Here is a 489-nt window from a genome sequence, read left to right as displayed (position 1 = left end):
CACTGAGCCGCAGCGCAACCGGAAAATACTATGCGTCACTACTCTGTGATGACGGGGTAGAAGCACCGGCAAAGCCAACATTGATATCAAATATCACGGAGCTTGATGTGGGGCTGAGTCATTACGCCATCAAATCAGACGGCAATAAGATTGCTAATCCGCGCCACCTTATCAATGCCAGCCGTCACCTACGTCGAAAACAAAAAGCCTTATCTCGCAAGCAAAAAGGGAGTGCTCATCGCCGTAAAGCCCGAATACAGCTTGCAGGTGTACACGAACGGGTAGCCAATGCCCGTGCTGATTTCAACACAAACTCTCTCGTGCAATTGTTGACGAAAACCAAGCGGTAATTGTCGAGACACTGAAATCGGCGAATATGATGAAAAACCACTGTCTGGCTCGCGCTATCGGTGATGCAGGCTGGCATGGTTTTATCACAAAGCTGGAATATAAAGCCGCAGAAAAAGGCGTCCATCTGGTAAAACTGGA

1 pseudogene is annotated in these 489 nt (G+C 48.7%); it reads left to right on the top strand.

Going from position 1 to position 489, the window contains the following annotated elements:
* A pseudogene (locus BHE89_RS20235) lies at nt 1-489 on the top strand (RNA-guided endonuclease TnpB family protein); the annotation flags it as partial.

It is taken from the genome of Shigella sp. FC1967, assembly GCF_001743005.1.
Lineage (GTDB): Bacteria > Pseudomonadota > Gammaproteobacteria > Enterobacterales > Enterobacteriaceae > Proteus.
Note: the sequence above shows the minus strand (reverse complement) of the source record. Positions and strands in the feature narration are given on the sequence as shown.